The organism is Actinomadura rugatobispora, from assembly GCF_042656285.1.
GTDB lineage: Bacteria > Actinomycetota > Actinomycetes > Streptosporangiales > Streptosporangiaceae > Spirillospora > Spirillospora rugatobispora.
This window is the reverse complement of the sequence record NZ_JBHSON010000083.1, coordinates 1-19,545: the sequence shown is the minus strand read 5'-3', so window position 1 is coordinate 19,545 and position 19,545 is coordinate 1. Positions and strand designations below refer to the sequence as shown.

Here is a 19,545-nt window from a genome sequence, read left to right as displayed (position 1 = left end):
ACGCGCGTCACGCCCCCGGGGGCGGTGGGCCCGCGGTGAAGGTCTCCCTGACGAACCTCAGGAACTCCTCCGCGTCGATCCCCTCGGGCTCCTCGCTGATCACCGGGTCCATCAGGGTGAACCCGTCCAGCAGCGCGCAGCACAGCCGGGCCAGGGCCGGCGGGTCGCCGGGACGGATCGTGCCGTCCCGCTGCCCCTCCTCGATGACCCTCGCCAGCAGGCCGACGATCTCGGCGTAGAAGTCCTTGTAGACCTCGGGGACGCCGGCGCCGGACCGTCCGCCGATCTTGGTCATCTGGGCGTGCAGCTGGCCCCAGGCCGGGTGCGCCCGCCGGCGATCGACCTGCGCCTTCACCATCGCGATCAGGCGCGCGCCGGCCGGGCCGTCCCCGGCCGCGATCCGCTCCATCTCCTCGCGCTGCCCGGCCCCGCGCCGCATGAGCACCGCCAGGTAGAGGGCGTCCTTGCTGTCGAAGAAGGAGTAGATCGAACCGACGGAGAACTCGCAGATGTCGGCCACGTCCTTGAGGTTCGTCTCGTAGTAGCCGCGTTCCGCGAAGAGCTCCTCGGCGGTCTCCAGCAGCTGCTCCCTGCCGAGCTCGATCCGCTGCCGACGGCGTATCTCACGGGGGCTGAGCCGCTCCGCCGGCGCCGGCCCGGTCCCGCCGCCCCCGCCCGGCCCCTCGCCGCTCTTCACCCCAGCGGCCTTTCCACTCGTCACACGCACCTCCCAGCCTCTTCCGTGATGCGGATTCCGCAAATCTGAGCCCATCATCCCTCAACTGAACCGTCGCTCAGTCTAAGTCACACCGAGTTTGACGGCCGTGCGGCGCGGCGAGTCAGCCGCGGTGAAGGCGGCTGAGGGTAGGCGAGGGTAGCCGAGGGCGCGCGGCCGATCGAGGCGGCGCAGCTCACAGGGGACGGCTCAGCGGGACGTCGCCGAGCTAGAAGGAGGGGGAAGGAGAAGGAGAAAAAAGGTGGAGAGAGCGGGGCGAGGGGTTCGGGAGGGCTCAGCCCCCGGCCGGCGCGCCGGCGTCGTCCTGCACCATCGCCACGAGCTCGCGCCGCAGCACCTTGCCCGTCGGCGTCGTCGGCAGCTCGTCGAGGATCACGACGTCGTCGGGCGTCTTCGAGCCCCGCAGGCGCTCGCGCACCCACTCCCGCAGCTCCTGCGCCTCCGCCCGGTGCCCGGGCCGCGGGACGACGAACGCCGCGATGCGCTGGCCCCACTCCAGGTCGGGCACGCCCGCGACCGCGCACTCCAGCACGGCCTCGTGGCGCGCGAGGACGTCCTCGATCTCGGCGGGCGCGATGTTCTCCCCGCCCCTGATGATGGTGTCGTCGGCCCGGCCGCGGACGAAGAGGAAGCCGACCTCGTCGAGGTAGCCGCGGTCGCGGGTGGGGAACCAGCCGTCGTCGCGGACCAGGCTGCCCGCCTCGACGTACTCCCCCGCCACCTGCTCGCCGCGTACGACGATGTCGCCCACCTCACCGGGCGGGCAGGGCTTGCCGTCCTCGCCGTGCACCTCGATCTCCACCGAGGGCAGCGCCCGGCCCACCGACCCCAGCCGGGCCCGGACGGCCGGGTCGGAGGAGGCCGCGGCCTCGCGGTGGTCGTCGGGCCCCAGCACCGCGATCGAGGAGGCGGTCTCGGTCAGCCCGTAGGCGTTGACGAACCCGGTCTCGGGGAACAGCCGCAGCGCCTCGCCGACGACCTCCTCGGCGATCTTCGCGCCGCCGTAGGAGAGCGAGCGCAGGTGCGCGGGCCCCTGCCGCCCGGAGGTCTGCAGCTCGGCGACGATCCGCGCCAGCATGGTGGGCACGACCATCGCGTGGGTGACGCCCTCGCGCTCGACCGTGCCGAGCCAGCCGGTGGCGGTGAAGCGGTCGAGGTAGACGATCCGGCGGCCGGAGTAGAGGTTGGACAGCGCGTTCGCGACCGCGGCGATGTGGTACGGCGGGACGCTGACCAGGGTGGCGTCGGTCTCGGCCACGGACCCGAACTCGACCGAGCCGAAGAGGTAGGCGGCCAGGTGCCGGTGCCGCAGCACCGCGCTCTTGGGCGCCGCGGTGGTGCCGCTCGTCATGAGCAGCACGGCGATCGAGTCGGCGTCGATCTCGTACGCCTGGTGCGGCGCGGGCCCGCCGTCGGGCAGCCGCAGGAACTCCTCGACGCCGATGGTGCGCGCCCCGGGCGTCCGCTCCGGGGTGTCGGTGACGACCAGCGGGGCGTTCTGCCGGCTCATGATCTCGTCGAGCTGCTCGCCGCTGAGCCGGTAGTTCAGCGGCAGGAACGGGACCCCGGCCAGGGTGGCGGAGAACAGCGCCACCGGGAAGACCGGACCGTTTCCGCCCAGGTAGACCAGCCGGTCCGCACCCGCGGAGACGATGTGCGCGGCGCCCGCCGTGGCCCGCGTGCGGAGTCCGGCGCCGGTGAGCCCGTCCTCACGGCCGCCGAGCAGGACGCGGTCGGCCATTCCGTCGGCGACCATGTCGAGGATCATGGCCAGGTTCATCGGAGGGCTCCTCACCGGTCCGGCCCCTGCGGCGCAGGTCAGGCTGTGCGGGGATCTCAGGTCGAGCGGAGATCTCCGACGTGATTGGAAATCGGACTCTCGTTAAATGAGATTATTACTTTCGTGCCGTGGCCGCAACGGCCGCACGGCCGCGCACCGCGTCCGCCGGCGACGATCCGGCGGGCGCGGCACGGAGCGGGAGGGCCGCTCAGGCACCGGCGGCGCGCAGCGACTCCCCGCGGCGGAAGGTCTCGGTGACGACCGCGGCGCCGTGGGACGGGGCGGCGGCCGCGGCCAGGGCCTGGGCCTTGAACGCCCGCGCGGCCACGCTCAACCGGTGCAGCACCGGGGAGTCGCCGATGCCGTCGCCGAGACCCGCGGTCTTCTGGTCGCCCCAGAGCCGGACGTCGGCGAGGCCGTCGTCGATGGCCTTGAGCACGATCTGCCGCACGCGGGAGTCGGATCCGCACGAGTCGGCGCCCACCGCGATCGCCTGGGGCGGCCACGGCCCCTGCACCGGCGACGACAGCGCGCACTCCAGGTCGACGGCGTGCGCCCCCAGGATCCGCAGCGGCCGCAGGTCGCCGTGGTCGGCCGTGAGGACCAGCACCTCTTCCCCCGCCATCACCCGGTCGAACAGCCAGCCGCCCGCGAACCGGACCGCGTCGACCATGTTCGGCGCGACCACCAGGATCCGGGGCCTCAGGGCCTGTCTGGCGGAGGAGCGAGCTGACGGCCGAGCGACCCGGTGTACTCCTTGAACACCTGGGTCAACGGAATCGAAGGGTCGAGCAGCCATAGTGACTCCATCCCGTTGATAAAGGCGACGATCTCCACGGCCTTGACGGCCGGATCCAGGTCGGTGCGGTACCGCCCCGCGCGCTGCCCCTTGCGGAGGACCCTGGCGACGATGTCGACCGCCGCCCGGTACCGGTCGACGAACCGGGCGTGCAGGGGGGCGTCCGGGTCGATGTTCTCCATCATGAGGACGGCGAACATGCCGACCAGGTCCGGGACCTCCTGCATGCGGACGGCGGCCCGCTGGACTTCCACGACGATGTCGCCGGACATGTCGGCATGGGACTCGTCGTAGGCGTCCCGCTGGTCGAGCGCCGCGTGGAGCAGGTCCTCCTTGGAGGCGAAGTGGTGCAGGAGACCCGCCGACGTGACCCCCGCCTCCCGGGCGATCTGCCCGAGAGTGACGCCACGCCACCCGTGCAGCCTCAGCAGCCGCTGCGCGGCCACCAGGATCTGCTGCCTGCGGTCCTCGCCCTTGGCGAGGAGAGCGGCGTACGGCCGTTGATCCGACACGGGCTCGTCCTCCAACTCACCAACTGAACATACAGTAGGTTGGTTTTCCGCGTGTGACAAGGGTCACGCGGGCGTCATGCGGGAGTCGCGCCGGGAGTCATGCGGAGGGTCGCACGGGACCCTCGGTCGTCTCCTCTCCCCCCGGGTCAGTCGGAGGCGGGGAGCGGCTTGGCCGACTTGAGGCTCAGCGGGTCGCCGTCGCCGGTCAGCGCGCCCGTCCCTGAGGCGGTGCACAGCAGCTCGAGCGTGCCGGCGGCGTCGACGTAGCGCTTGCCGATGAGCGTGACGGGGTCGCCGCCCGCACCGGCGGGCGGCGCGGCGGGCGCGGAGGCCGCGGCGACCATCGGCTCGCCGCCGCAGGCGATCAGCGGCCGCCCGTCGGCGGGCGCGCGGACGACGACGACCCGCGTCGCGCAGACGGTGCTGGCGAGCTGCTCGCCGGGACGCAGGGCCTGTGCCGGTGCGGTCATGCTGGTGATTCCTTTCGAGACCGTTCCATCATGAAGTCGTGGGCGCGTCGCGATGGTAGGCGCCCGTGCCGGGCTCGAAACCGTGGGCCCCGCGGGGCCGCCCCCTCGGGGCCGCCCTCGGGGCGTCGCGACGGGCGGGCGGGGCGTCCGCTCGGAGAGATCAGCCGCCGGCCCCGGAGGGCGTGTGGCCTGCGCGGCGGTGGCGTGGACCTCGGCTCATCTGTCATTCTCCTCCCAGTGAGTGGAAACTAGCTTCTCCAGAACAGAGAAGCAAGAATGCGTAGGGAGCAACCCAGATGGGGCAGCGCCGTGGAACCGCCATCGCCATGACCGGGGAGGAGCGGGACGTCTTCCTGCGCGAACAGCCCATCTGCCGGGTCGCCACCGTCGGCCCCACCGGGCACCCGCACGCCAGCGCCCTGTGGTTCGCCTGGGACGGCGCCTCCCTGTGGCTCAACTCGCTCGTCCGCAGCCGCCGCTGGGCCGACCTCGACCGCGACCCGCGGCTGAGCGTGATCGTGGACGACGGGGGCACCGACTTCCTGCGCCTGCGCGGCGTCGAACTCCTGGGGAACGCGCAGATCGTCGGCGAGGTGCCCCGCAAGGGCGACCCCGTCGAGGACCTCACCGCGCCCGAGCGGCTGTTCGCGGACAAGTACGCGGGCGGCGGGGAGTTCCGGTACGACGGCAAGCACGGCTGGCTCCGGCTGACCCCGGAGAAGATCGTGAGCTGGGACTTCGGCAAGCTGCGCCGATGAAGGTTGACGACGCCGCCGCACTCATGGAAACCTGACATCCAGAGTTAGAGAATAATATTCTCGCGACCGGCGGAGGCGCCGGCCCGAGCCTCCCCGCCCACGCCGGAAGGGACCCACGATGCGCGTGCCCCCGCCACAGAACGACACCTGGGACGAGCACGCGCGCACCGCGCTGGCCGTCCTGTCCGACGGCGACCGCGGCGACCAGGGCGACCGGGACGAGCGGGACGAGCGGCGCGATCGGGGCGAGGCCGGTGACGCGCTCGCCACCCTCGTCCGCCACCCCGACCTGGCCGAGGCCCTCCTCACCGTCAACACCCACCTGCTGCTGCGCTCCACCCTGCCGCCCCGCCTGCGCGAGCTGGCGATCCTGCGGGTCGCCCGGCGCCGCGGCTGCGAGTACCAGTGGACCCATCACGCGCGGCTCGCGGCGGAGGCGGGGCTGACCGAGGCGGAGATCGAGGCGGCGGGACGGGGCGAGGCCGCCGACGCGCTCGAGCTCGCCGTGCTGGACGCCGTCGACGAGCTCGACGACGACTCGGCCCTGTCCGGCCGCACCTCGGCCGCGCTCGGCGAGCACCTCGACGAGCACCAGCGCATGGACCTGGTCTTCACGATCGGCACCTACTGCATGCTGGCGATGGCCTTCAACACCTTCGGCGTCGAGTCCGGAGGCGGGCCGGGCGCGGGCCGGCAGACCGCCCCGGCGGCCGACTCCCGGACGTCGGCCGGCCGTTGAATTCGATGGCGGGGATGTAAGGTTCTCAGTTTGGGAGAGTAAGAATCTCGTATTAGTTCGGAGATACGCGATCGGAGCTCAGGTGGCCTACCGGTACCGTGCAGTAAGGTTCTGCATATGGCGCAGAGGACGGACCCGCCCGTGAGCACGACGAGCGAAGAACCGGCGTGGAAACAGCGAGCGGTCGAACGCTCCACCAAAGCCGCGAAGCTCCGCGCGGAGCAGAGAGTGCAACGCTTTCTGGACGCGGCTCAGGCGATCATGAGCGAGAAGGGCACCACCGACTTCACCGTCCAGGAGGTCGTCGACCGCTCCCGCCAGTCGTTGCGCAGCTTCTACCAGCACTTCGACGGCAAGCACGAGCTGCTGCTGGCCCTCTTCGAGGACGCGCTGCGGCGGTCGGCCAACCAGATCCGCGCGGCGGCGGCCGGTCACTCCGACCCCCTGGACCGGCTCAAGGTCGCCGTCCAGCTGCTGTTCGAGCTCTCCCGGCCCGACCCGGCCGCGCAGCGCCCGCTGTTCACCGACTTCGCCCCGCAGCTGCTGATCTCCCACCCCACCGAGGTGAAGGTCGCGCACGCGCCGCTGCTCGGGCTGTTCACCGAGCTGATGACCGAGGCCAAGGCGGTCGACCGGATCCGGACCGACCTGAAACCGCATCGCGCCGCCGCGCTGACGATGCAGACGGTGATGTTCATCGCCCAGTCCGCCACCGGTGAGAGCGACGAGGCCGGGCATCCCATCACGGCCGACGAGGTCTGGGATTTCTGCGCGACCGGCTTCGCGAAGCTCTAGCGAGCGGCCCTTTACCCCCTTCTCCGGAGAAGCTCCCCTCTCGCTCCGGAGGGGACTCTTCACGATCGGTGCATGACCGATGCCATGCGAAGGCGACGGTCTCGATCGTCGACCGTAATTTCGGTCACACCTCGATCACTTCCCACCTCCGCCGGCGCCCATGAGGCCCCGCCGGGGATCGCGCTCCGTTCGTCCGGGCGGGTGCCGGTCCCGGCGGGGCCTCTCGCCTTCTCCGGCCGCCCGCGTCGCGCGCTCCCCACGGCGCCCCGGTTTCGGCGCGGCGCGCGTGCGGGCCGATTCCCGCGCCGGGAGGAGTTCCACCGGAACGCACCCGGAATGTCCCAGAACGACCGCCCTCGGAACGCCATTCCGGACCCTTGCCAATCATCGCGAGAATGATATTCTCGGATCGCTAGAGCCTTGCTTGCTAGAAAGGAAAACGTTGATGGAGATCAGTGGCAACTCCGCGATCGTGGTCGGCGGGACCGGGGGCCTGGGGGAGGCCACCGTCCGCCGCCTGCACGCGGCGGGGGCGAAGGTGGTCGTCGCCGACCTCGCCGACGACAAGGGCAAGGCGCTGGAGCAGGAGCTGGGCATCCGCTACGTGCGGACCGACGCCACCGACGAGGAGTCCGTCCAGGCGGCGATCGCCGAGGCCGAGGCCGCGGGACCGCTGCGCATCTCGGTCGACGTCCACGGCGGGCCGGCCAGCGGCGGGCGGCTGCTCAACAAGGACGGCTCTCCCCTCGACCTCGCGGGCTTCCGGACGACCGTCGACGTCTACCTGACCGGCGTCTTCAACGTGATGCGCCTGGCCGCCGCCGCCATCGCCAAGCAGGAGCCGCTCGACGAGGGCGCCCGCGGGGTCATCGTCAACACCGCCTCGATCGCCGCCTACGAGGGCCAGATCGGGCAGATCCCCTACGCCGCGGCCAAGGGCGGCGTCGTGAGCATGACCCTCGTCGCGGCCCGCGACCTGTCCCCCGTGGGCGTCCGCGCGGTCACCATCGCCCCGGGCACGTTCCTGACCCCGGCCTACGGCAAGGCCGGCGACCAACTCGAGGCGTACTGGGGCCCCCAGGTCCCGCACCCCAAGCGGATGGGCCGCTCCTCCGAGTACGCCTCGCTCGTCCAGCACATCTGCGAGAACGACTACCTCAACGGCGAGGTGATCCGGCTCGACGGCGCCCTGCGGTTCCCGCCGAAGTAGGGCGGCGCCCTCCCGGCCGGGGCACCGGAGCGCTCCGGCCGGCCGCGGGTCCGCCCGCCCGGGTCAGTGGCCGCGTCCCGAGAACCGGAGCGCGTGCTCGACCAGCGCGACCAGGACGTCCCGGGCGAGGTCGTGGCGGCGCACGTCGCAGAGCATGACGGGGACGTGCGGATCGACGTCCAGCGCGTCCCTGATCTGCTCGACCGTGTAGCGGCGGGCGCCGTCGAAGCAGTTGACCGCGACCAGGAACGGGATCCCGCGCTGCTCGAAGAAGTCGATGCCGGCGAAGCTCGCGGTGAGCCGCCGGGTGTCGACCAGCACGACGGCGCCGATCGCGCCGTAGGAGATCCGGTCCCACATGAACCAGAAGCGCTCCTGCCCCGGCGTGCCGAACAGGTAGAGCCGGATCCCGCCGGGGAAGGTCAGCCGGCCGAAGTCCATGGCGACGGTCGTCGTCGCCTTGCGCTCCACGCCGCGCAGATCGTCCACCGCGTCGCCGACCTCGGTGAGCTCCTCCTCGGTGCGCAGCGGCCTGATCTCGCTCACCGCCCCGACGAGGGTGGTCTTGCCGACGCCGAAGCCGCCGGCGACCAGGATCTTCAGCGTGTGCCGCGGGACATCGTCCTCCACCCCCCGCGGCGAGCGGGACGAGGAGTCAAAGGCGGCGAAGTTCATCGAGCAACCTCATCAGAATGCGGGGGTCGGGCCGGCCGTCCTGCTCGTCCTGCACGGCCTGCGGCAGCTCCTCGATCAGCCCGTACTGGTGCAGGTCCTCCAGCAGGATCTGGACGACCCGGAACGGAAGGTCGGTCTCCGAGGCGAGGTCGGCGGGGGTGGACGGCCGCCGGCACAGCTCCAGCAGCGTCCGCTGCTCGCGCGTCAGCCGCACCCGCCCGTCGGGCCCGCGGCCGGTGGCGACCAGGATGGTGATCAGATCGATGGCGAGCCCGCGCGGGCGCACCCGCCCGCGCGTGACGGCGTACGGCCGCACGATCGGCCCGGCGTCCCGGCCGATCCAGCGCTCCTTCGGCGATTCCACGGGATCATCCCGGTGCGGCCGGGCCGCCCGGCGCCGGCGGGTCCGCGGCGCCCGGGACGGGGCCGGAGGCGGGCCTGGGCGCCGCCGCCAGCTGCCGCCGCAGCCGCTTGATCAGCACGGTGGTCTCGTAGGCGACCAGGCCGGCGTTGCCGCCCGCGTCGCTCAGCACCGCCAGGCAGCTGCCGCTGCCGGCCGGGATGACGAAGAACAGCAGCCCGTCCAGCTCGACGACGGTCTGCCGCACGCGCCTGGACTCGAAGTGCTCGCGCGCCCCGTTGGCCAGGCTGTGGAACCCCGACGACAGCGCCGCCAGGAACTCGGCGTCCTGCCGGGTGACACCGCCGGAGGCGGCCATCACCAGCCCGTCCCGCGACAGCAGCACGGCCTGGCGCACCTCGCCGACCCGCTGCACCAGATCGTCCAGCAGCCAGTCCAGCTCGCCGGAGGCCCGGGTCCCCTGCTTCATGATCGCCCCCATTCGTCGAGCTGATCGTTGTCGTCCGGATCGTCGTCGTCCCGGCCGCGCTGCCATCCGGACTGGAGCGAGCTCATCAGATCGCGGCTGACCTCGGGGCTCGGCTCGTCGAAGTCGTCGTCGGGCGCGGCTCCCCGTCCCGGCCGGGGCGCCGGACGGCCGCGCAGCTGCGGGGCGAGGTGCTGCTGCCGCACCCTGCGGGGCAGCTCTCCCGTGACCTCGCTCGACTCCGGCTCGGGCGGGCCGCCTTGGAGCGGACGGTCCAGGCCGCCGGGGGGCATGCCCCAGACCGAAACCTGGGGCGGGGGCGGCGGTTCGTGGACCGGGGCGCCCGGGAGCGCGGGCCTGATCGGAGGGTCGAGCCGGTGGGCGGGCACCGGGACGGCCTCGGCGGGCCGCGCCACCGCCTCCGGCCCCGCGCCGTTCAGCGGCCGCCGCTGCTCGTCATGGGTCACCAGCGCGTACGGGACCAGCACGATCGCGGTCGTCCCCCCGTACGCCGAGGGCTGCAGCGTCACCTGGACGCCGTGCCGCGCGGCCAGCCGCGCGACCACGAACAGGCCGAGCCGGTCGGCGTCGGCCAGGTCGAACTCGGCGGCGTCGGCCAGCCGCCGGTTGAGCTCGGCGCGCTCGTCCGGGTGCAGGCCGACCCCCCGGTCCACCACCTCGATCGCCAGCCCGTTGGCGACCGTCTCCACCTTCACGGTGACCTCGGTGGTCGGCGGGGAGTAGGCCGCCGCGTTCTCGATCAGCTCCGCCAGCAGGTGGATGATGTCGGCGACGACCCGGCCGGTCACCGCGGAGGACGAGGAGCCCGCCACCTCGACCCGCGTGTAGTCCTCCACCTCGGCGATGGCGGCGCGGACCAGGTCCTCGGCCGCCACCGGATGGTCCCACGCCCGGACGGTCGGCGCGCCCGACAGGATGACCAGGCCCTCGGCGTGGCGCCGCATCCGGGTGGTCAGGTGGTCCAGCCGGAACAGCGCCTCCAGCTCCTCGGGGCTGGACGCCCGCCGCTCCATCTGGTCCAGCAGCCGCAGCTGCCGGTGCAGCAGCGACTGGCTGCGCCACGACAGGCTGACGAACACGCGGTTGATGCTCGCGCGCAGTTCCGCCTCCCCGACCGCGGTGCCGATCGCGGTGCGCTGGACGGCGGCGAACGCGTCGGTGACCAGCGCGACCTCCCGCGTCCTGCCCGCGGCGGGCCGGGGCGCCTCGGCCTCCACGTCCACCCGCTCGCCGCGCCGCAGCCGCGCCACCACCCGCGGCAGCCGCTCGTGCGCCAGCTCCTGGGCGGTCCGCTGCAGGGTGCGCAGCTCGTCGGCCAGGCGCCGCGCGAACAGCAGCGACAGCACGATCGAGGCGACCACGGCCAGCAGGCCCACCCCGCCCGCCAGGTAGAAGCGGGTCATGATGCCCCGCTCGACCGGCTCGATCTGCCGCCGGGTGAGGATCTGCCCCGCCTGCTGGCTGACCTGCAGCCACAGCGGGGCCAGCGTCGTCATCGTGCCGCGCCACTCGGCCGCCCGCGGGACCGTGCCACCGGTGACGACACCCTCCTCGAACCCGCGGTAGGCGAGGTAGGACGGCGCGCCGGTGAGCCGGCCCAGGAACCGGGCGATCTCGCCGTCGGCCGTGGCGAGGCCCGTCCTGAAGAACTCCCGGCCGCTGCCGGCCCACCGGGCGAAGGCCGCGCGCTCGGCCGCGGTCATCCTGCCCCGCTGGACGCTCGACAGCAGCAGGTCCTCGCGGAGCATGAAGTCCCGCGCCCAGTAGACGTTCAGCAGCGACATCGTCTGCTGCTGGACGGCGATGTCGTCGATCCTGGTCAGGGTGGTCAGCAGCATGGTGGTGGCCGTCACGACCTCGCTGTACTCGTCGATCAGGCGCAGCGGCGCGCCGTCTCCCGAGCCGGCCCGCGAGCGCAGCGCCGCCAGGCCGCCGAACGCGCGGTCGAGGTCCTGGTAGCGGTGGGCGGCGGCGCCCTCCCGCGGCCCCCACGCCTCCGGCGTGCCGGCCGCCTTGCGGACCGCCGCGATCGCCGTGTCCGTGGCGGTCACCCGTTCCCGGAACCGTGCGGCCTCGCCGCCGGCGGGGTCGGTGACCAGCGCCACGGCCGCCGCCCGCTCGTCCTGGAGCGTCTGGGCCAGCCGGCCGAGGGGATTGCCGACGCGGTCGTAGACCGTGGCGAAGTCGAGTCGTTGCAGCGCCGCCGACAGCGTCGTGGACGCCGAGAACACCCACAGCGCCACCAGCGACGTCAGCGGAATGACCAGCAGCAGCGCGATCCTGCGGCGGATGGGCCGCGTGCGCGGCCTTCCGCGCGAGCCTTGGACATGCTCGGCGTTGAACACGGTCTGCTCCGTGGGCTCAAAGGGGGTGGGGTCCCAGCGGTCAACTCAGCCGTTCTTCTGTTTCAGCCGTTCATCTCAGTCGTTCATCTCAGTCGTTCATCTCAGGCGTTCCTTCATCACCTTGCCCGTGGCGTTCAGGGGCAGTTCCTCGAGGAACGCCACGGACCTCGGCGCCTTGTAGCCGGCGATCCGGTCGCGGCTCCAGGCGATCAGCTCCTCCTCCGACACCTGGCCGCGGCGCACGACGAACGCCCGGCCCACCTGACCGAGCCGGGCGTCCGGGACGGCGACGACCGCGGCCTGCGCGACCGCCGGGTGCTCCAGCAGGCAGCCCTCGACCTCGGCCGGGTAGACGTTGAAGCCGCCGACGATGAACATGTCCTTCTTGCGGCCGGAGATCCGCAGCAGGCCCTTCTCGTCCAGGGTGCCCAGGTCGCCGGTGTGCAGCCAGCCGTCGGCGTCGACGGCGTCGGCGGTCGCGGCCGGGTCGTCGAGGTAGCCCTTCATGACCGTGTAGCCGCGGACCAGCACCTCGCCGTCGTCGGCGATCCGCACCTCGACGCCCTCGCAGGGGCGTCCGACCGTGGTCGCGATGTCCTCGAAGGAGTCCGCGGGCCCGGTCGTGGTGACCGTTCCCGACGCCTCGGTGAGCCCGTACCCGGTCATGATCCTGCGGAACGGCAGCTCGCCGCGCATCCTGCGGACCAGCTCCACCGGAATGTCGGCGGCGCCCGTCACCGCGACGCGCAGGGACGACAGGTCGCGCCGGCCCGGCGCCTCCAGCAGCGAGTGGTACAGCGTGGGCGGCCCCGGCAGCATCGTCACCCGCTCCCGCTCCACCAGTTCCAGGACGCGGTCCACGTCGAAGACCGGGACCGGGATCATCGTGGCGCCGCGGATCAGGGAGGCGATGCACCCGGCCTTGTAGCCGAACACGTGGAAGAACGGGTTGACGATCAGGTAGCGGTCGCCCTCGCGCAGGTCGGCCCGGTCGCACCACTCCGAGTAGAGCCGGAGCGACTGCCGGTGGTCGCACATGACGCCCTTGGACCGGCCGGTCGTGCCCGAGGTGAACACGATGTCGCTCACGTCGCCGCCGCTCATCGCGCATTCGTACGGCGTGCCGCTCTCCAGGAAGCCCGACTTCAGGTCGAAGACCGGCACGCCGGGCGGGACGGGGAAGTCCAGGCCGAGGAAGCCCTTCTGGACGAGCACCGCCCGGGCCCCGCTCCGGCGGATGACCTCGCCCGCCTCCTCGGCCCGGTACCGCGTGTTGACCGGGACCAGGACCCCGCCGGCGGTCTGCAGCCCGAACGCGGCGATGATCCACTCGGCCGAGTTGGGCGCCCAGACCGCGCCCCGGTCGCCCTTCCGGATCCCCGCCGCCGCGAACGCTCCGGCGGCGGCGCGGGCCCGGTCGGCCAGCTCGGCGAAGCCGAGCCTGAGCGGGCCGTCCACCACGGCTTCGGCGTCACCGAAGCGGTCGGCCGCGCTCAGCACCATCTCGGGGATGGTGTCCCAGCTCATGCCGGTCTCACACGCCGACGAGCTTGGCGAGGTTGCCGCCCATGACCTTGGCCTTGTCCTGCTCGGTCAGCCGCTGCAGCTCGTCGACGTAGGTGATCGGGTCGGCCAGGCCCTCGGGGTGGGGGTAGTCGGACCCGAACAGCACCCGCTCGATCCCGATGAGGTCGCCGAGCTCGGCCATGTCCTCTTCCCAGAACGGGCTGACGTTGATGTGGCGCTTGATCTGCTCGACCGGGTTCTCGCCGAACTCGTGCGGCATCTTCTTGTAGAGGTCGGTGAGGTTGTTCAGCAGCGGCGCCACCCAGGAGGCGCCGTTCTCGATGACCGCGATCTTCAGGTCGGGGAAGCGGGTCAGGGCGCCGTGGCAGACCAGCGAGCCCACCGCGTCCTCGACGGGGCGCCAGCTGCTGAGCTGCCGGAAGGCGTTCGGCTTGAAGGGCAGCATCTCGTTGCGCTGGCCCTCCCAGTCGCTGATGTAGCGGGCGTAGCCGCTGTCGGAGGAGTGCATGGCGACCAGCACGCCGGTCTCCACGACGCGCTTCCAGAACGGGTCGAACTCCGGCAGCGCGAACGAGCGCGGGCCGCGGTAGCCGGGCACCGGCGCGGGCCGGATCAGCACCGCCCGCGCGCCGCGCTCGACGCACCAGTTGAGTTCGTCGATCGCCTTCTCCACGATCGGGAGGGTGATGACGGGGGTGGTGTAGATGCGGCTCTTGTAGTCGAACGACCAGGTCTCGTGGAGCCACTCGTTGAGCGCGTGGATCACCACGTGGGTGAGCTCCGGGTCGTCCCGCATCCGCTCCTCGATGAGGCTGGCCAGCGTCGGGAACATCAGCGACTGCCGGATGCCCTGCTCGTCCATCAGCTCGAGGCGGGGGGCCGGCTCGCGGAAGGCGGGGATCGACTTCATCGGCTCGCCGAAGATCTCGCGGCGGGTCTTCCCGTCGGGGTTGCCGACCCGGTAGTACTCCTCCATCGCGCCGGGGCGGGCGACCACCTCGAAGGTGGGGTTGGGGATGTACTCGCTGATCTGGCCGCGAACGGCGATCTTCGTCCGGCCGCGCACCTGCACGTACTCGATCGCGCCGCTGTACTCCTTGGGGAGGTACTGGGTCAGCGCCTCCGGCGGCTCGTACAGGTGGTTGTCCGCGTCGAACAGGGGATACGACAGCTCACGCGACGCCATGGAGATCCTCCCTCGTCAGTTTGGAGAAGCATATTCTCTTAATGAGAGCATGGCAATATCGACGCGGGGGGCGTGAGCGCCGGAGCGGCGGGACGTCCCAGGCAGGAGGCCCGGGACGCCCCGGCGCGGCCGGGTGGCGGCGGGGTCAGGTGACCGCGCCCGCCTCCTTCAGGGCGATGATGCGCTCCCAGTCCAGACCGAGCTCCAGGAGGACCTCCTCGGTCTGGGCGGCGAACTCGGGAGCGGGGCCGAGCTCGGGCGCGGTGACGTCGAACTGCACCGGGTTGGCGACCAGTTCGAGCTCCCCGGCCGGGAGGATGTACTCGTTGGCCCGGATCTGCGGGTCCTCGCCCACCTGCAGGGAGTCCTGCACCGGGGCCCACGGCCCGGAAAGGGTGGCGAAGCGCTCGGTCCACTCCGCGAGGGAGCGCTCCGCGATCGCCTCGCGCAGGATCTCGACGGCCTGCTCGGTGTTGGCCGCGATCAGCTCCGCGGTGGCGAACCGGGGATCGTCGACCAGCTCGGGACGGCCGATGTGCTGGACCACGTCCGCCCAGTACCTGCCGGGCTGCAGCATCACCAGCGACAGGAAGCGGCCGTCGGAGGTCCGGTACAGACCGGACAGGGGGTTGTTCGGCGAGCCGTGCGAGCCCGGGACGGGCGCCACGCCGGGCTCGCCGAGATGCTGGGACAGCCCGATCAGGTGCCCCATGGCCCACAGCCCGCTGCCGAGCAGCGAGACGTCCACCACCGACGGCTCGCCCGTCCGCTCGCGCTTGAACAGCGCCGCGCTGATGCCGCCCGCGAGGTTGGTGCCGGAGATGGTGTCGCCGTAGGCGGGCCCCGGCGGGCCGATCAGGCCGTCGATGGTGGGCGGGGTGATGCTGGCGGCCGTGGACGCCCGGCACCAGAACGCCGTCATGTCGAAGCCGCCGCGCTCGGACTCGGCACCGCGCGGGCCGAGCGCGCTCCCCCGGGCGTAGATGACCTTCGGGTTGAGCGCGCGGACGTCCTCGACGTCGATGCCCAGCCTGCGGCGGGCCGCGGGCAGGAAGTTGGTGAGGAACACGTCGGCGCGGCGCACCAGCTCGTCCAGCACCTCCTTGCCCTCGGGGCTGGCCACGTCGAGGCCGAGGCTGCGCTTGCCGCGGTTGGCGTGCTCGACGTTGGGGTTCGGGTCGCCCTCGACCTTCATGGTGCCGGTCTGCCGGAGCCCGCGCTGCGGGTCGCCCTTGACGGCGTGCTCGACCTTGATCACCTCGGCTCCCCAGTCGGCGAGCACGGCCCCCGCCGACGGGACGAAGCCGTACATCGCGACCTCCAGGACGCGGATGCCCTCCAGCGGCTTCACGCGACCACCACCGCGAGGGTCTTGCGCTCCTGGAACTCCTCGAGCCCGGCCACGCCCATCTCCCGGCCGATCCCCGACTGCTTGAAGCCGCCGAACGGCGCGTCCGGCGCGAACCACGCGCCGCCGTTGACGCCGATGGTGCCGGTGCGGATCCTGCGCGCCACCGACAGGGCCCGCTCCTGGTCGGCGCCGTACACGCCGCCGGACAGGCCGTAGATCGAGTCGTTGGCGATCCGGACCGCGTCATCGTCGTCGTCGAACGGGATGACCGCCAGCACCGGACCGAACACCTCCTCCTGGGCGACCTCGCTCGACGGGTCGACATTGCTCAGGAGCGTGGGCTTGTAGTAGTAGCCCGGATCGACCTTCTCGCCGCCGGTGACCAGCGTGGCGCCCGCCTCGACGGCCCGCTTGACCATGGCGTCGACCTTGTCGCGCTGCCGCTCGCTGATGAGCGGCCCCATGTAGTTGTCCGCGTCGGACGGGTCGCCGTAGCGCACCTGCCCGAGCATGGCCGCGACCTGCTCGACGATCGCGTCGTGGTGCGCGCGGGGCACCAGCATCCGGGACGTGATCGCGCAGCCCTGCCCGGAGTGCGAGCAGATGGTGAAGGAGGCGACCATCGCGGCCAGGCCGAAGTCGGCGTCGTCCAGCACGATCATGGCGGACTTGCCGCCCAGCTCCAGGAAGACCTTCTTGACGGTCTCGCTGGCGGCGGCCATGATCTTGCGGCCGGTCGGGGTGGACCCGGTGAAGGTGACCATGTCCACCCCGGGGTGGGTGGTGAGCACCTCGCCCACCGCGATCTCCGAGGAGGTCAGCACGTTCACCACGCCGGGCGGGATCTCGGTGTCGGAGGCGATCAGCTCGCCCAGCGCCAGCGTGATCAGCGGCGTGTCCGGGGCGCCCTTGAGCACCACCGTGCACCCGGCCGCCAGCGCCGGGGCCAGCTTGGCCAGGGCGAGCTGGGTCGGGTAGTTGTAGGCGGTGATCGCGGTGACCACGCCCGCGGGCAGCTTCTCCACCCAGCGGCGGTGGCGCTGGCCCCGCACCTCGATCTCGCCGAGCTCCTCGGTCTCGGGCAGGCCGGCGACCAGGTCGGCGTAGTAGCGGACCAGCTCGATCGGCTCGTCGAGGCCGGCGCCGTGCGTGCTCACGCGGGGCGCGCCCACCTCCGCGATCGTCAGCTCCCGCAGGTCCTCCTTGTGCTTGTTCAGCGCCTGGTACAGCTGGTTCAGGCACTTGACGCGGAACTCGCGGTCGGTCGCCCAGCGCGTGGTGTCGAAGGCGCGCCGCGCGGCCTCGACCGCGGCCTCGGCGTCGGCGACCGTGGCGTCCGGCGCCTCGCCGAGCACCTCGCCCGTCGCCGGGTTCAACGAGGAGAACGTTCTGCCGGTCTCCACGAGCCGACCGTCGATGAGCAGACGCTTCACAGCCACACCACCCGTCCACCGTTCACGTGCATTCCGGTGGCCATCGCCACCCTGTCCTGAGTTCGCATCCTGTCCATCCTCCGCAGTGGTCGAAAACTACATTCTCAATCTGGGTAAATCAAGTATTCACACAGGAGAACGTCATCTGACAGGACGATCAGGAGCAGCCCGTGGCGAAGGGTCGACGGAGCGGCGGCACATAAGGCGCGCCGCCCTTGATCCACCGCGGGAATGCGGTGCTGAAGGACGGCGCAAAGGCTTGATCGATATGGGCGCCCCGGCGGCGGGCACCGCCCCGGGCGGGCGCCGGCGCCCGCCCGGGGCCCGCGGCTCAATTCGACTTGAGCTGCTTCTTCATCTCGTCGAGGCGGACCATGATCGGGTACCCGCCGTCGCTGAGGGCGTTGCCGTGCCCGGTCTGGTGGATGTCGAAGACCGACTGGATGGCGGCGTAGAAGCCCTGGACGTCCAGGCTCTGGTTGACCGCGCGCTTGGCCTGCCGCAGCGCGAAGGGGTGCATCTTGGCGATCTGCCCGGCCAGCTCCATCGCCGCGCTCTCCAGCTCCTCCAGCGGGACGACCTTGTTGACCATGCCCACCTTCTCCGCCTCCTCGGCGGTGACCGGGCGGCCGGTGAACAGGATCTCCTTGGCCTTGCGCGGGCCCAGCTCCCAGGTGTGGCCGTGGTACTCCACCCCGCCGATGCCCATGTGCACCACCGGGTCGGAGAACTGCGCGTTCTCGGCCGCCACGATCAGGTCGCACGGCCAGCACAGCATCAGCCCGCCCGCGATGCACTTGCCCTGCACCGCCGCGATCGAGGGCTTGGGCACGTTGCGCCAGCGCAGCGTGTACTCCAGGTACCGGCGCGACTCGATCTCGTAGATCGACTCCAGGGTGATCTTGTCGGGGGCCGGGCCGCCGCCCTTGATGTCGTGCCCGGCCGAGAAGTGCCGGCCGTTGGCCTTGAGCACGATCACCCGCACGTCCTGGTCGGCCGCCGCACGGGTCCAGGCCGCGTCCAGGTCGTCCAGCAGCGCCATCGTCTGGGCGTTGGCGGCCTCCGGACGGTTCAGCGTGATGACCGCCACCCCGTCCTTGGCCTCGTACAGAATCTGGTCCATCCGGATGTCCTTACCTGGGTAGGCCGAGGATGCGCTCGGCGATGATGTTGCGCTGGATCTCGGAGGTGCCCCCGGCGATCGTGCCGCCGAAGCCGCGCGAGTACCGGTCGAACCAGCCGGCCGACATGACGTCGAGCCCCATGTGGTTGAACGGCGCGGTCGTCGTGGGATGGAGGAGCGAGTCGGCCCCGTTCTCCTCCAGCGCGTTCAGGTTCCCCGCCTGCACGGCCTCGGACCCGAGCACCTTGAGCACCGACAGCTCCGCCGGGTCCCGGTCGCCGGCGAGCTGGCGGTAGCCCAGCAGCCGCAGCGCCTGCAGGTCCATCTCCAGCGTGGCGTACCACTCCTGGTCGCTGGGCGCGTCCCGGAGCAGCCACACCATCTGCTCGGCGTAGCCCAGCCACAGCAGGTTCCGCTCGTGGCCCAGGGAGCCGTGCGCGACGCTCCAGCCCTTGTTGAGCTCACCGATCAGGTTCTTCCGGGGCACCCGGACGTCGGTGAAGAAGACCTCGTTGAAGTCCATGTCGTCAGGAGAGGTGAGGGACCCGAAGGGCCTGCGCACCACGCCCTCGGCGGCGGTGGGGATGAGCAGGACGCTGATGCCCTTGTGCTTGGGAGCCTCGGGATCGGTCCGCACGAACGTCAGCAGCACGTCGGCGTGATGCGCGCCCGACGTCCACACCTTCTGCCCGTTCACCACGAACTCGTCACCGTCCAGGACGGCACGCGTCCGCAGCCCGGCCAGGTCGGACCCCGCACCGGGCTCGCTCATGCCGAGCGAGGCCGTGATGTCGGCCTTCAGGATGGGGACGGCCCACTCGCGCTTCTGCTCCTCGGTCCCGAACGTCAGGATCGAGGCCGCGATGATGCCGACGCCCTGGGGGTTGTAGCTGTGGTAGATCCGCCGTTCCGACAGCTCTTCCCGGTAGGCGAGCTGCTGCGCCAGGGTGGCGTTGCGGCCGCCGAACTCGGGCGGGTTGCCGGGAAGCAGCCAGCCCGCGTCGAACAGCTTGCGCTGCCACCGCCTCGCCCATTCGGGGACGTCCGAACTCGATCGCGGCCGTTGCGCGGCCTCAACGGGGTTGGGGAGATTGGCGTCCAGGAATTCTGCGAACTCGGCGCGGAATTGTTCGACTTCGGGGTCGATTCCGAGTTTCACGCGACCAGCGCCTTCCTGTGCACCGACGCGGTACCCAGCAGCAGATCACACGCCTTCGCCCGCTTCAAATGCACCTGCACCTCGTTCTCCCACGTGAAC

At 71.8% G+C, this 19,545-nt stretch carries 19 protein-coding genes; 4 read left to right on the top strand and 15 right to left on the bottom strand.

Annotated elements, in window-relative coordinates; translation table 11 throughout:
* Positions 1–7 precede the first annotated feature (7 nt).
* The 5 genes from ACFPZN_RS41985 to ACFPZN_RS41965 form a co-directional block, all read right to left on the bottom strand.
* Positions 8–721, bottom strand: a complete 714-nt coding sequence (locus tag ACFPZN_RS41985) for a TetR/AcrR family transcriptional regulator (protein ID WP_378288180.1) — start codon at positions 719–721, stop codon at positions 8–10.
* Between the two features lie 289 nt (positions 722–1,010).
* Positions 1,011–2,516 carry a class I adenylate-forming enzyme family protein gene (locus ACFPZN_RS41980; protein ID WP_378288179.1) on the bottom strand — a complete coding sequence of 502 codons (1,506 nt, stop codon included), beginning with the start codon at positions 2,514–2,516 and terminating at the stop codon, positions 1,011–1,013.
* A gap of 208 nt (positions 2,517–2,724) precedes the next feature.
* On the bottom strand, positions 2,725–3,204 hold the full coding sequence (locus tag ACFPZN_RS41975) for a hypothetical protein (RefSeq protein ID WP_378288178.1): 480 nt from the start codon (positions 3,202–3,204) through the stop codon (positions 2,725–2,727).
* A 14-nt stretch (positions 3,205–3,218) separates the two neighbouring features.
* The gene (locus ACFPZN_RS41970) at positions 3,219–3,827 is read right to left on the bottom strand and encodes a TetR/AcrR family transcriptional regulator (protein WP_378288177.1); all 609 of its coding nucleotides are present in this window, start codon (positions 3,825–3,827) and stop codon (positions 3,219–3,221) included.
* Positions 3,828–3,973: 146 nt separating this feature from the next.
* The gene (locus ACFPZN_RS41965; protein WP_378288176.1) at positions 3,974–4,297 is read right to left on the bottom strand and encodes a hypothetical protein; all 324 of its coding nucleotides are present in this window, start codon (positions 4,295–4,297) and stop codon (positions 3,974–3,976) included.
* A gap of 296 nt (positions 4,298–4,593) precedes the next feature.
* Between ACFPZN_RS41965 and ACFPZN_RS41960 the strand changes: the two genes are divergently transcribed.
* The 4 genes from ACFPZN_RS41960 (at position 4,594) to ACFPZN_RS41945 (ending at position 7,799) form a co-directional block, all read left to right on the top strand.
* The gene (locus tag ACFPZN_RS41960; RefSeq protein WP_378288175.1) at positions 4,594–5,055 is read left to right on the top strand and encodes a pyridoxamine 5'-phosphate oxidase family protein; all 462 of its coding nucleotides are present in this window, start codon (positions 4,594–4,596) and stop codon (positions 5,053–5,055) included.
* A 118-nt stretch (positions 5,056–5,173) separates the two neighbouring features.
* On the top strand, positions 5,174–5,794 hold the full coding sequence (locus tag ACFPZN_RS41955; RefSeq protein ID WP_378288174.1) for a carboxymuconolactone decarboxylase family protein: 621 nt from the start codon (positions 5,174–5,176) through the stop codon (positions 5,792–5,794).
* Positions 5,795–6,022: 228 nt separating this feature from the next.
* Positions 6,023–6,589, top strand: coding sequence for a TetR/AcrR family transcriptional regulator (locus ACFPZN_RS41950; RefSeq protein ID WP_378288173.1), 567 nt, complete (start codon positions 6,023–6,025; stop codon positions 6,587–6,589).
* Positions 6,590–7,034: 445 nt separating this feature from the next.
* Positions 7,035–7,799, top strand: a complete 765-nt coding sequence (locus ACFPZN_RS41945; RefSeq protein WP_378288172.1) for an SDR family NAD(P)-dependent oxidoreductase — start codon at positions 7,035–7,037, stop codon at positions 7,797–7,799.
* Between the two features lie 63 nt (positions 7,800–7,862).
* On the opposite strand, the gene ACFPZN_RS41940 is transcribed toward ACFPZN_RS41945, so the two are convergent.
* The 10 genes from ACFPZN_RS41940 to ACFPZN_RS41895 all read right to left on the bottom strand — a co-directional run bounded on the left by ACFPZN_RS41940 (position 7,863) and on the right by ACFPZN_RS41895 (position 19,446).
* The gene (locus ACFPZN_RS41940; protein ID WP_378288171.1) at positions 7,863–8,474 is read right to left on the bottom strand and encodes a GTP-binding protein; all 612 of its coding nucleotides are present in this window, start codon (positions 8,472–8,474) and stop codon (positions 7,863–7,865) included.
* On the bottom strand, positions 8,455–8,838 hold the full coding sequence (locus tag ACFPZN_RS41935) for a DUF742 domain-containing protein (RefSeq protein WP_378288170.1): 384 nt from the start codon (positions 8,836–8,838) through the stop codon (positions 8,455–8,457). Before ACFPZN_RS41935 ends, ACFPZN_RS41940 begins: the two co-directional genes overlap by 20 nt.
* A 4-nt stretch (positions 8,839–8,842) precedes the next feature.
* Positions 8,843–9,304 carry a roadblock/LC7 domain-containing protein gene (locus tag ACFPZN_RS41930; protein WP_378288169.1) on the bottom strand — a complete coding sequence of 154 codons (462 nt, stop codon included), beginning with the start codon at positions 9,302–9,304 and terminating at the stop codon, positions 8,843–8,845.
* On the bottom strand, positions 9,301–11,667 hold the full coding sequence (locus tag ACFPZN_RS41925; protein ID WP_378288168.1) for a sensor histidine kinase: 2,367 nt from the start codon (positions 11,665–11,667) through the stop codon (positions 9,301–9,303). The genes ACFPZN_RS41930 and ACFPZN_RS41925 overlap by 4 nt, the downstream gene beginning before the upstream one ends.
* Before the next feature lie 96 nt (positions 11,668–11,763).
* Positions 11,764–13,194 (bottom strand): FadD3 family acyl-CoA ligase, encoded by a 1,431-nt coding sequence (locus ACFPZN_RS41920; protein WP_378288167.1) that lies wholly within the window; start codon positions 13,192–13,194, stop codon positions 11,764–11,766.
* A 7-nt stretch (positions 13,195–13,201) separates the two neighbouring features.
* Positions 13,202–14,380, bottom strand: coding sequence for an amidohydrolase family protein (locus ACFPZN_RS41915; protein ID WP_378288166.1), 1,179 nt, complete (start codon positions 14,378–14,380; stop codon positions 13,202–13,204).
* A 145-nt stretch (positions 14,381–14,525) separates the two neighbouring features.
* The gene (locus ACFPZN_RS41910) at positions 14,526–15,731 is read right to left on the bottom strand and encodes a CaiB/BaiF CoA transferase family protein (protein ID WP_378288165.1); all 1,206 of its coding nucleotides are present in this window, start codon (positions 15,729–15,731) and stop codon (positions 14,526–14,528) included.
* A complete protein-coding gene (locus ACFPZN_RS41905; RefSeq protein WP_378288164.1) occupies positions 15,728–17,170 on the bottom strand; it encodes an aldehyde dehydrogenase family protein in 1,443 nt (480 codons plus the stop codon). Before ACFPZN_RS41905 ends, ACFPZN_RS41910 begins: the two co-directional genes overlap by 4 nt.
* 325 nt (positions 17,171–17,495) lie before the next feature.
* Positions 17,496–18,287: an enoyl-CoA hydratase gene (locus tag ACFPZN_RS41900; RefSeq protein WP_378288163.1), complete on the bottom strand. Its 792-nt coding sequence runs from the start codon at positions 18,285–18,287 to the stop codon at positions 17,496–17,498.
* A 10-nt stretch (positions 18,288–18,297) separates the two neighbouring features.
* Positions 18,298–19,446: an acyl-CoA dehydrogenase family protein gene (locus tag ACFPZN_RS41895; RefSeq protein WP_378288162.1), complete on the bottom strand. Its 1,149-nt coding sequence runs from the start codon at positions 19,444–19,446 to the stop codon at positions 18,298–18,300.
* Between the last annotated feature and the right edge of the window lie 99 nt (positions 19,447–19,545).

Excerpts from the sequence above, each read along its gene's own strand:
- ACFPZN_RS41980 (WP_378288179.1), bottom strand. The coding sequence starts at position 2,516 with ATGAACCTGGCCATGATCCTCGACATGGTCGCCGACGGAATGGCCGAC.
- ACFPZN_RS41965 (WP_378288176.1), bottom strand. The coding sequence starts at position 4,297 with ATGACCGCACCGGCACAGGCCCTGCGTCCCGGCGAGCAGCTCGCCAGC.
- ACFPZN_RS41960 (WP_378288175.1), top strand. The coding sequence starts at position 4,594 with ATGGGGCAGCGCCGTGGAACCGCCATCGCCATGACCGGGGAGGAGCGG.
- ACFPZN_RS41955 (WP_378288174.1), top strand. The coding sequence starts at position 5,174 with ATGCGCGTGCCCCCGCCACAGAACGACACCTGGGACGAGCACGCGCGC.
- ACFPZN_RS41945 (WP_378288172.1), top strand. The coding sequence starts at position 7,035 with ATGGAGATCAGTGGCAACTCCGCGATCGTGGTCGGCGGGACCGGGGGC.
- ACFPZN_RS41940 (WP_378288171.1), bottom strand. The coding sequence starts at position 8,474 with ATGAACTTCGCCGCCTTTGACTCCTCGTCCCGCTCGCCGCGGGGGGTG.
- ACFPZN_RS41930 (WP_378288169.1), bottom strand. The coding sequence starts at position 9,304 with ATGAAGCAGGGGACCCGGGCCTCCGGCGAGCTGGACTGGCTGCTGGAC.
- ACFPZN_RS41920 (WP_378288167.1), bottom strand. The coding sequence starts at position 13,194 with ATGAGCTGGGACACCATCCCCGAGATGGTGCTGAGCGCGGCCGACCGC.
- ACFPZN_RS41915 (WP_378288166.1), bottom strand. The coding sequence starts at position 14,380 with ATGGCGTCGCGTGAGCTGTCGTATCCCCTGTTCGACGCGGACAACCAC.
- ACFPZN_RS41900 (WP_378288163.1), bottom strand. The coding sequence starts at position 18,287 with ATGGACCAGATTCTGTACGAGGCCAAGGACGGGGTGGCGGTCATCACG.